This is a genomic window from Siphonobacter sp., assembly GCF_048595215.1.
Taxonomy (GTDB): Bacteria; Bacteroidota; Bacteroidia; order Cytophagales; family Spirosomataceae; genus Siphonobacter.
In genome coordinates, this window is the sequence record NZ_JBMDWJ010000203.1 from 1 (window position 1) to 9,852 (window position 9,852).

The 9,852-nt window shown below is 48.6% G+C and carries 11 protein-coding genes; 8 read left to right on the forward strand and 3 right to left on the reverse strand.

The genetic code is table 11. The features are described from left to right. On the forward strand, positions 1-1,930 hold a 1,930-nt coding region (locus tag ACOJTG_RS12450; protein WP_420154112.1), incomplete at its 5' end, for a BamA/TamA family outer membrane protein. Here the strand turns inward: ACOJTG_RS12450 and ACOJTG_RS12455 are convergent. Continuing rightward, positions 1,901-2,446, reverse strand: a complete 546-nt coding sequence (locus tag ACOJTG_RS12455; RefSeq protein WP_420154113.1) for a hypothetical protein — start codon at positions 2,444-2,446, stop codon at positions 1,901-1,903. The two genes, ACOJTG_RS12450 and ACOJTG_RS12455, sit on opposite strands and share 30 nt — an antisense overlap. An 83-nt stretch (positions 2,447-2,529) precedes the next feature. Further along, the gene (locus ACOJTG_RS12460; RefSeq protein ID WP_420154114.1) at positions 2,530-3,276 is read right to left on the reverse strand and encodes a hypothetical protein; all 747 of its coding nucleotides are present in this window, start codon (positions 3,274-3,276) and stop codon (positions 2,530-2,532) included. A gap of 290 nt (positions 3,277-3,566) precedes the next feature. Between ACOJTG_RS12460 and miaB the strand changes: the two genes are divergently transcribed. The 5 genes from miaB to secG all read left to right on the forward strand — a co-directional run bounded on the left by miaB (position 3,567) and on the right by secG (position 8,263). Continuing rightward, positions 3,567-4,985 carry a tRNA (N6-isopentenyl adenosine(37)-C2)-methylthiotransferase MiaB gene (gene miaB, locus ACOJTG_RS12465; protein ID WP_420154115.1) on the forward strand — a complete coding sequence of 473 codons (1,419 nt, stop codon included), beginning with the start codon at positions 3,567-3,569 and terminating at the stop codon, positions 4,983-4,985. Between the two features lie 95 nt (positions 4,986-5,080). Beyond that, on the forward strand, positions 5,081-6,370 hold the full coding sequence (locus ACOJTG_RS12470) for a sigma-54 interaction domain-containing protein (RefSeq protein WP_420154116.1): 1,290 nt from the start codon (positions 5,081-5,083) through the stop codon (positions 6,368-6,370). Then, on the forward strand, positions 6,351-6,905 hold the full coding sequence (lptE, locus tag ACOJTG_RS12475; RefSeq protein WP_420154117.1) for an LPS assembly lipoprotein LptE: 555 nt from the start codon (positions 6,351-6,353) through the stop codon (positions 6,903-6,905). Before ACOJTG_RS12470 ends, lptE begins: the two co-directional genes overlap by 20 nt. Before the next feature lie 226 nt (positions 6,906-7,131). Further along, a complete protein-coding gene (locus tag ACOJTG_RS12480; RefSeq protein ID WP_420154118.1) occupies positions 7,132-7,860 on the forward strand; it encodes a hypothetical protein in 729 nt (242 codons plus the stop codon). A 37-nt stretch (positions 7,861-7,897) separates the two neighbouring features. Further along, entirely contained in the window at positions 7,898-8,263 is a 366-nt protein-coding gene (secG, locus tag ACOJTG_RS12485; RefSeq protein ID WP_102201516.1) for a preprotein translocase subunit SecG, read from the forward strand. A 95-nt stretch (positions 8,264-8,358) separates the two neighbouring features. Here secG and ACOJTG_RS12490 read toward each other — a convergent pair whose 3' ends face one another. Further along, entirely contained in the window at positions 8,359-9,069 is a 711-nt protein-coding gene (locus ACOJTG_RS12490; RefSeq protein WP_420154119.1) for a hypothetical protein, read from the reverse strand. Between the two features lie 235 nt (positions 9,070-9,304). On the opposite strand from ACOJTG_RS12490, the gene ACOJTG_RS12495 reads away from it, so the two are divergent. Both ACOJTG_RS12495 and ACOJTG_RS12500 read left to right on the forward strand, forming a co-directional pair. Further along, positions 9,305-9,601: a co-chaperone GroES gene (locus tag ACOJTG_RS12495; RefSeq protein ID WP_094813464.1), complete on the forward strand. Its 297-nt coding sequence runs from the start codon at positions 9,305-9,307 to the stop codon at positions 9,599-9,601. A gap of 64 nt (positions 9,602-9,665) precedes the next feature. Next, a partial coding sequence (locus ACOJTG_RS12500) for a TCP-1/cpn60 chaperonin family protein (protein ID WP_420154120.1) occupies positions 9,666-9,852 on the forward strand: 187 nt, incomplete at its 3' end.

A 9,852-nucleotide genomic window follows, 5' to 3' on the forward strand; every position in this document is an offset into this window, starting at 1 on the left:
GCTCTACGAAGTGCAGCAGGGGAAACCTTACGTATTGGATTCCATCCGGCTGGTTACCGTTGACCCCCGCATTGACAGCATCCTTCACAATGCCCGGGGCATTCGCTTTCTGCGAAAAGGAAACCGGGTCGACGAGCGTAATTTCAGTGCCGAACGCGAACGGGTGGAAGCCTTACTGCGAGATCGGGGGTACTACGGCTTCTCGAAGGAAAATATTTCATTTACCGGTACCTACGACACTTCACTAGCCGAGCCCCTGAAGCACCATATGAATGTCACGATGGTGATCGATTCCGTGCCGTTCCGCTACCCCTACTACCAGATTAATTCGGTCACGTTTGTGGTCGATGGTCGCGACCCTTCCGAACCCTCTTCGCACCTAGACTCGACCGTTTACAATGGCATTCGGTACATTTTCGTGGGGAAGAACTATTCGACCCGACTACTGGATGCCAAGCTGAAGGTACGCCCCGGAGCTACCTATAACCAGACGTTTCACAACGAAACGCTACGGATGCTGGGGACGCTTGATCAATTCAAATTCCCGAACATTACCTACGATACGGCCAGTAATCACCGATTGAATGCACTGGTATACGCCCAGCCGCTGCAACGGTATGAGCTTACGTCGGAGGTGGGCATGAACGTGTACCAAGGCTTACCCGGTCCTTTTTTGAATGGAGCCTTACGTATCCGGAATTTCTTCCAGGGATTGGAAACGCTGGAAATCGCCGGAAAGGCCGGATACGATGGTCAGCCCGGTTTTACCCAAAGCTCGCAGAATCTGGCCTTCAAGGATCAAAACTTTGAAGCGGGTCTGAATACCTCACTGATTTTTCCGCAACTCCTGATTCCGGCGGCGATGAAAGTTCGCTACAGCAACAGTGCTCCGCGTACCCAGGTCGGGATCGGTTATTCGTTCAGCGACCGGAAAGATTTTCGGCGTACGGGCTTTAAACTGGCGATGAATTATTCCTGGCAAATTTCGTCCAAGGAAACGTTTTACTTCAGTCCGCTGGATATTAACCTGATCAATACCAGTCGTCAATCCGAGGCGTTTAAACAGTTTTTGGACCAACAGCAATCCGCCGGAAATAACCTCATCTACACCTTCAATCGATCGTTTGTTTCCAGTATCAGCGGCTCGTACGTGTACAACGATAATAACCTGAATTTAAACACTTTCCGTCGGACGAAGTACTTACGCGTTTTCGCTGAATCGGGTGGTACCACCCTGAACTTACTCTCGCGTAGTAGGCAGGATCAGCTGACTGACAACGAGGATCTCCGCTATTATAAATTCCTGAAAACCAGCGTAGATTACCGGGTCTACGTTCCCTTACGCCGCCGGGGGCGGTCCATGCTCGTCTTCCGGGCGTTTGGAGGCATTGGTTGGGAGTACTCCAAGAATGGGGGGATTCTCCCCTACGAAAAGGCCTTTTTTGCCGGGGGAGCCAACTCGATGCGAGGCTGGAATCCGCGTAAGTTAGGACTGGGTGCTCAGGCGGCCAGTTTTGATACACTCAAGTCAGGAGTGGTCGTTCCGAGTTATAAATTTGAACGCCCTGGTGATGTACAATTGGAACTCAATGCCGAATGGCGGTTCCCCTTATTCAAGCTTTTTGGCGATTTCAATGGAGCCTTATTCGTGGATGCCGGAAACGTGTGGCTACTGCGAACGAATCAGACCGAATCGCAATTCAAACCGGGCAGTTTTTTGAGTCAGACGGCTCTTAACGCGGGTTTTGGCCTGCGGTTTGATAAGTCGTTCTTCATCTTGCGGGCCGACTGGGGTATCAAGCTTTACGAACCCGCCCGTCCACGTGCCGATGGTGGGTTGGGTCAATGGGTACTGGGCGATATGTTCAATCCAACGCTGGAGAATCGATATCGCCCGGAACTACGTTTTGGGATTGGGTATCCTTTCTAATCTAAGGCTTTCATTTAGCGGAGCGTTTCCCTGATACTGTTTAAATTCGCTGTACAGCGTCATTCCTAAAAGCCGCCATTCCAGCATTCCCGTCACATTGTATTTTAATGTGTTTTCAGCGGGATGCACGGTTATAAGTTTTGGTTTCCAGACCACTCCACCCGTAAGGCCATTCATGGTTGAATAAGCATCTATGACGACAATACTACTGGAATCTTTAGCTGGTCCGTACAGTAGATACAGATTGTAGCTGGACAGTAGTTCTTTTTGCAACTTGACCTGAGTTCGACGTATAGCCTGCTCTGCTACCCTATTTCGGGATACTAACCCCTGTTTCTGTACTTCATCCGCTGGGTTTGTAACAGACTTCCCGGCCGATGAAAAGACGCCAACGGCAAAAATAGACGCCGCCCACCAGCCCAGATTTTGCCGGAGTAACTGCGTAGCTTTCAAACACAAATAGAGAAAGTAAAGCAGTATAGCCAGGTTGAGGATATTCCAGAGCAGGTGAAGCATGGATAGCGTATACGATGGTGAGGTGGAGACAGAGTGCAGTAAAAGTACTTCAAAATTTCTGCGTATAAACTAGAAACAACCTACTAAAGTACACTGTTCATCCTGGTACCAGAGAGCCTTTTGGGTAGTTTACGCTGGTAGTTCCAGATTAAATTGTCCAGTAATCTGGGATTCATTTCGTATCCTTTCAAAACGAGTTGGCTCGATACCTTTTCCAAAATCAATTGTGCTTCTTGTAGCGTTACCGTCTTTGCCGTAATAACTTCCAGGAACGCCAGTACCATCCGATCGGGCTTGATAAGCTGGTCGTTTCCCGCCAGCATGAAGAAGTAGCTTAGACAAATACCACTGGCCTGTCCGGGAATACGCTTGATCTGTTGTTCGAAATTCGTATCCGTGATGAGGCGAGGGACATCCTGAAAGTACTGCACATTAAATTCGGCTAGTACCCGTAAAAATCGACTGACGGCTTCTGCTTTCAGAATTCCGTTTTGTGTAGAGGTTCGCTGTTTATTCTGGTAGATTTCCAGAGCCAGCTTTTCGGGTGATTGCTGTTCAACTTTTTCCAGAAAAGCCGCCACCGAAATCTGCTGTGACGGGTCGATGGGTAAAGAACCATAATCCCGGAAAATGGTGTTACCAACCAGCGGCTCCATTCGTCGAACGACGTTTCGGACGGATTCGTACTTCACACCCATGGAAAAGACACTGTCTACCACGCAAAGCGGAAGGTGAGCGTAGTAATATTCAGGGTCTAGTTTCAGTTTCGAGAAATCGAGTTTTTGCAAACAAAAATCAGTAATCGAGTCGATGGTTAGTTGGGCAGGCATAGAGAATGGCTAATAAATGAAGGTTTATGTTATAGATATCAGCGGGACCAATGAAAGGTTATCGAAATTGTGAAACCTTTCCCATACGCTTGATTTATGAACCGAGTTGAAAAGTCTCGAAAGGACCTTACCTCTCAACTTCGATCACTCCCCTTTATCACAAAATCCAGCCTTTCAACGTTAATTCTTTACTGCCAATCTGTCAGCTTTTTTGTACCTTTGTACTTCTGAATTCAACGAACATTTAGATATGTAAGCGGAAAGCCTGAGGCTCAACGCTCCGAGCACCCATGAAGACCTTAGAAATCCTGACTCCTGAAGATAAGCAAGGCATTGACCTTCCCCGTTTACTCGAGGATGAGCAAAATGCACTTGGCAAGAAGAAATTATATATTGAAAGCTACGGCTGTCAGATGAACTTCTCCGACAGCGAAATCGTGGCTTCCATCATGCGGGAAAAAGGCTTTGCAACGACTTCCAGCATTAACGAGGCCGATCTGGTACTACTCAACACCTGTGCCATTCGCGACAATGCCGAACAGAAAGTACGGAACCGTTTAAGCACTTTTACCAGCCTGAAACGCCGCAAACCCGACACCATGATTGGTGTACTGGGCTGCATGGCCGAACGCCTTAAAGCGAAATTACTGGAAGAAGAAAAGGTGGTTGACATGGTGGTAGGCCCCGATGCCTACCGCGACCTACCTCGCTTGCTCGACGAAGTAGAAACGGGCCAGAAAGCCGTAAACGTTTTTCTTTCCAAGGAAGAAACCTACGCCGACATTGCTCCGGTACGCCTGAATTCCAACGGCGTAACAGCCTTTATCAGCATCATGCGGGGCTGCGACAACATGTGTAGCTTCTGCGTAGTGCCCTTCACGCGGGGTCGCGAACGTTCGCGAGATGCGTATTCCGTCGTGCAGGAAGCTCAGGATTTGTTTGCACAGGGCTATCGGGAAGTGACACTGCTGGGCCAGAACGTAGATAGCTACAAATGGGCTTCGGAAGACGGCACCGAGCAGGTAAACTTCGCTGGATTGCTGGAAAAAGTAGCCCTGGTAAGTCCGGAGTTGCGGGTACGCTTCAGTACATCCCACCCCAAGGATATTACGGACGAAGTGTTGTACACGATGAAGAAGTACGACAACGTCTGCAACTACATCCACCTGCCGGCCCAAAGCGGAAATTCCCGCGTACTGAAAATCATGAACCGGACCTACGACCGGGAATGGTACATAAACCGGGTTGACGCCATTCGTCGGATTCTGGGCAATGACTGCGGCATCTCGCAGGATATGATCGCTGGGTTCTGTACGGAAACGGAGGAGGAACACCGCGATACGCTTACGCTCATGGATTACGTCAAGTATGACTACGGCTACATGTTTGCCTACTCGGAGCGTCCGGGTACGCCAGCGGCTAAGAAGTTCGTCGATGACATTCCGGAGGACGTGAAAAAGCGTCGCCTCAACGAAATCATTGCCTTACAGCAACAGCACAGCCTCGAACGTAATCAGCAGGCCATTGGTAAGGTCCACAAGGTACTCGTGGAAGGAACATCCAAGCGTTCCACTGAGCACCTGCAGGGCCGTAACGACCAGAATAAGGTCGTTGTGTTCCCCAAACATAACTTTACCAAAGGTCAATACGTGAATGTATTGGTTACGGATTGTACGGCGGCAACCTTGCTGGGCGAACCCGTTCTTTAGAGCATAGATCCCCGAAAAAGAGTATGGCCTGGCATTCGTTAGGCAATACTCTTTTTTCCCATTTATCCATTCTCTAAGCTCTATCCATTTCACACATGTCACCTCAGGAAATACAATCCATAAAATCGCGGTTTGGTATCATTGGTAATTCATCAGCACTGAATTACGCCATCCAAATCGCAGCCCAGGTCGCTCCTACCGATCTGACGGTACTCATTACCGGAGAAAGCGGAAGCGGGAAAGAGTCGTTTTCCAAGATTATACATCAATTATCGACCCGTAAGCACGGGCAGTTTATTGCGATCAACTGCGGAGCCATTCCCGAAGGAACTATTGATTCCGAGTTATTTGGACACGAAAAAGGAGCCTTTACCGGAGCCGTCGATGCTCGAAAGGGATATTTTGAAGTAACGGACGGCGGTACCATTTTTCTCGATGAAATCGCGGAAATGCCGTTGGGTACGCAGGCCCGGCTCTTACGGGTACTCGAAAACAAGGAGTTTATCCGTGTCGGTTCTTCCAAAATCATGAAGACCGACGTTCGGGTCGTAGCCGCCACCAACGTCAATCTGATGCAGGCGGTGGAGAAAGGCCGATTCCGGGAAGATTTGTACTACCGTTTGAATACGGTGCCCATTTTCGTACCACCCCTGCGGGACCGGGGCGATGACGTACTGATGCTCTTCCGGAAGTTTACGGCGGACTTCAGCGAACGCCAACGCATCCGCCCCGTACAGCTCACCGAAGATGCCCGGGAAGTACTGCTGAGTTACCGTTTTCCGGGAAATATTCGCCAATTAAAAAATTTGGCGGAACAGGTTTCTATCCTGGAAGAAGAACGTACCATCAATGGTCGTTCGTTGCTCAAGTACATTCCGGATGCCCAGCGTTCGTCCCTACCGGACGTATTCCGGGACGGCCAAAGCCAGGACTTTAACGAACGGGAGTTACTCTACAAAGTGCTATTCGACCTTAAACGCGACGTGACTGAACTGAAAAAACTGTTCGTGGAAATGGCACAGAATGGTGCGGGCGACGGTGAAATTCTGCGGCAACACGCCAATCTGTTTCAGGGCGTGACCGACGAACCCGTTAATTTTAGTGAAAATCATACGCCGACCCGGTACCTGCCCGTTTCGACTACGGCTACGCCGCCCGCATCACCCAATGTCTTTTCGCTGGATCCGTCCAACGATTCCAGCTTTGTGGATGTGACGGACGAGTCGGAAGATGAATCGCTTTCGCTGGAAAAGAAAGAGAAAGAGATGATTATCAAAGCCCTGCGTAAAAACGGCAATAAACGTAAAAATGCGGCTCAGGCCCTCGGTATTTCCGAACGGACGCTGTACCGGAAAATCAAACAGTATGAGATTGACGAAGAGTAGTCCTTTCCACGGCAACAAAACCCTACGCCGCACTTTATTACTGCTCCTGATTCTGCTACCAGGCGTCCTCTTGAACGGTTGCGGTCCGTATTCCTTTTCGCCGGGTGGGAAAATCTCGGCGGATTTGAAAACCATTACGATCAACAACTTCGTCATGAATGCGGCGGGTGGACCGGCTACCCTACCCAACACCTTTACCGAACAGCTAAAAGAATATTTCCAGCGAAATACCCGGCTACAACTCAAGCCGGGCGGCGATGGTGACTTGTTAATCGAAGGAGCCATTACGGGTTACGACGTGACGCCGCAGGCTCCTACGGCCCAGGATAAGGCGGGTTTGAACCGACTAACCATCACCGTTACGGTTCGGTTTGTAAATACCAAAGATGAATCGGCGAGTTTTGAACAACCCTTCTCGTTTTTCCGGGATTTCCCGCAAACCCAAACCCTGAATCAAGTCGAAGGACAGCTCATTCCGCCCATTCTGGAGCAGATCATTCTGGATATTTTTAACAAAACAGCGGGCGACTGGTAATATTTTTCAGAAAAACCCAAGAAAATTTCTACGAATCCTTTCCTACTCAATAAATTCATTTGTAAGAATCTGTTGCGGTTTTATTCAACGATTACTTTAGACATTTCTTAGCCGTGAAAAGTAGGCACTATTGATTCCGGAGCAGGAAATTCTGTATCTTAGAATCTACATTTTAAAGTTTCCCCTGGCCATTTTGGCTAGACGGACCTCCTCCACTGGGCACCTTATGCAACGCGATATTTTTTCTTATCTAGTTACCAATCCAACCGATCTTTCATCGGATGACGTGGCTTATCTCAAAGAATTGGTAGAACATTACCCTTTCTGTCAAACCGGGCACGTACTGCTGGCGAAAGGTTATACCGATCAGGCCGATCATACGGATGCCCCAGCGGCTTTACGCAAAGCGGCTGCCTATTCGCTGAGCCGCAACGCCCTGCGTAAATTCATTGGAGGAGAATTTCCGGCAGCGACTACGCCTGCCGAAGAACAACGATTACCGTTTACGCGTCGTCATCCCCGGGAAGTAGAGGAGATCTCAACGCAGCCCGTTCCAGTATTCGAAGCCATCAATCCGGTACAAGCCCTACGAGGTCTGGATTATTCGGAAGTACTCCTTAAAAAATCGGAAGAAAAAGCCGAAAAAGAGAAATTTGAAACGCCCGCGTACGATCAGCTGGCCATCATTGATCGCTTCATTCAAGCCGAACCTCGGATCGGTCCATTCCGGGCTAAACCCGGTCTAAGCGACGAAGAGCCCGTGGATCTGGCTCATAAGCAACAAGTCTCTAGCAGCTCGCCTTTAACGGAAGCGTATGCCAAAGTACTGGCCCGGCAGGGAAAAACGGAGAAGGCCATCGAAATCTACGAAAAGCTACAGTTGAAGTTTCCAGAAAAAAAGGCGTACTTTGCAATCAAAATCGAGGAACTGAAAAGTCGACTTTCCTTGTTTTAAACGTGAACACCATTTTCCCTTTCTATAAAAGAACCCAATGTTTACTACGTTAATTATCCTCTCCATCATTGTGGCTGCCTTATTAGTCCTGGTGGTATTGATTCAAAACCCTAAAGGCGGTGGACTTTCGCAGTTTACCGGAGCCGGTTCCCAACAACTCTTTGGCGTGAAAAAAACGGGTGATTTACTCGAACAACTCACCTGGGGTTTTGGTGGAGCCATTGCCGTGTTCGCTCTGGTTTCTGTATTCTTCCTGACGGGTCAGACTGCCGGTGATGGAATGGATGATGGTTTAGGTACGGCAGCTCCGGCGGTAACGGTTCCTGCTCCGCGTCCGGCAACGCCCGCTCCTACGACTCCTGCACAACCGGCTCCCGCTCAACCAGCACAGCCTCAGAAATAAGAAATTCAGGTATAGAAAAACCCTCCGAACTTTCGCTCGGAGGGTTTTTCGTTTTTACAGCGTATGACCTAAGTCGGATCTTGGATTTTAGCGAATCAATCTTCTACGGCCTGAGCCACTTTTTGCCGGGCTATGGGCAGCAACGTTTCATCCATAGGATAGCCTAGGGTACTTTCTACCAGATACGAGGCCGGATTGGGTAAATCCCTGTTCTTCCGAACCAGTTCCATCTTGATACTTTCGAACGTCGTTGTATAACTTTTATTACGCGAATCGATCAGTCGGGTTTCAACCCGTCGGCTCGGCGGGGCTGTACTTTCAAATAACTGCACTTTGTACTGATAAATCCGTAGCTCCCGGTTGATGTTCTCGTACACAAACAGATAACCTTCTTTCCGGAAAAGCGGCATAATGCCAATCGGAGCGATAGACAGGGCTTGGGTAACGTGTTGAAACAGCGTTTTCCCCGTACTGAGCGTATGCTCGAGCCGGGGTATGGCGTAGCTTAGAATTTCATCTACTTCCTCCAGCGGCGGCAAGGCTTCGAATTCACTGGTGTACTTGAGTTGCCATTTTTCGCGGTCGATGCCTACCAATTTGCGGCGAATATGGTCCGACCACTGGCTTTGCTGTTGCTGTAACGCCAGACTTTCCTGGTAATGAAGCTGTAAATCTGACAGTTCAGGGAAGAGCTTTTTTTCCTGAAAATGTTCATTGACATGTTTCAGGTAGGCCAATAACTGGTATTTTTTGTACTCAAAATCCAGCAATCCGTCGGTAATCCAGGTTTTTTGTAACTTTTTCATTCCCTCCTGGTTTATATTCCAATCCCCGAATCTATTATTTTATAAGAAATTGCCAAATATTTTAACAGTAATTTCCTAAAGTCAAAGTCATTCATTTGGTTTGCCAGGCTTTTCGCAGCAATTGTCAGCAAGTCCGGTAAAATTGACAGACGATTCAGGCTGGCACAGGAATCGTAGTCAGGCTACCTAACCAGATGGTTAATCGAAAAGTTAACAAATCTATCTCATCACTAACATGTCAGTAAACGTCAAACCTTTGGCAGACCGCGTTCTGGTAGAACCGGCTCCCGCAGAAGAAAAGACTGCGTTCGGAATTATCATTCCCGATACCGCCAAAGAAAAACCTCAACGCGGAGTAGTAGTGGCTGTTGGCCCAGGCAAAAAAGATGAACCCCTGACGGTTAAAGAAGGCGATACCGTTCTGTACGGTAAATACTCAGGTACGGAGATCTCTTCCGACGGAAAAGATTACCTCATCATGCGGGAATCAGACATCCTGGCGGTACTTACTGAGGCAGCGGTTGTTGCTTAATTTCCTTTTACATCCCAACGTGAACCTTGGTTCACACTACAACACCTTATAAAGTCATTTAGCTATGGCAAAAGAACTTTTTTTTGACACCGAAGCTCGTGATCGCCTGAAGCGTGGCGTTGACGCTTTGGCAGATGCGGTTAAAGTAACCCTCGGCCCTAAAGGTCGTAACGTGATCATCGATAAAAAATTTGGCTCTCCGGCTATCACCAAAGATGGTGTAACGGTAGCTAAAGAAATCGAGTTGAAAG